The sequence below is a fragment of the Mesorhizobium sp. M1A.T.Ca.IN.004.03.1.1 genome, from assembly GCF_003997555.1.
GTDB lineage: Bacteria > Pseudomonadota > Alphaproteobacteria > Rhizobiales > Rhizobiaceae > Mesorhizobium.
In genome coordinates this window covers 1-257 of the sequence record NZ_RZTV01000601.1, presented here as the reverse complement: position 1 = coordinate 257, position 257 = coordinate 1, and the positions used below count along the sequence as shown (strand labels likewise).

At 58.8% G+C, this 257-nt stretch carries 1 protein-coding gene; it reads left to right on the top strand.

Translation table 11 applies throughout. The features are described from left to right. On the top strand, positions 1–257 hold a 257-nt coding region (locus tag EOD29_RS33040), incomplete at both ends, for a creatininase family protein (RefSeq protein WP_164764012.1).

Genomic DNA, 257 nt, shown 5'->3' with positions numbered 1-257 from the left:
GGCATGCTCGCCGAATTACGCAAGCAGAAACCGGTCGATCTCAATTGTCTGGTGCTGCCGACGCAAGAAATCGGCAAGGCCAATGAACACGTTTACGGCCCGGGAACCTTGTCGCTCGGCGCCGAACTGCTCATTCCAGTCTGGACCGCAATCGGCGGAAAGGTTGCCGAAGCCGGCATCCGCAAGATGGTGATCGTCAATTCGCATGGCGGCAATGTCGATATCATGAGCATCGTGGCTCGCGAGCTGCGCGTGCG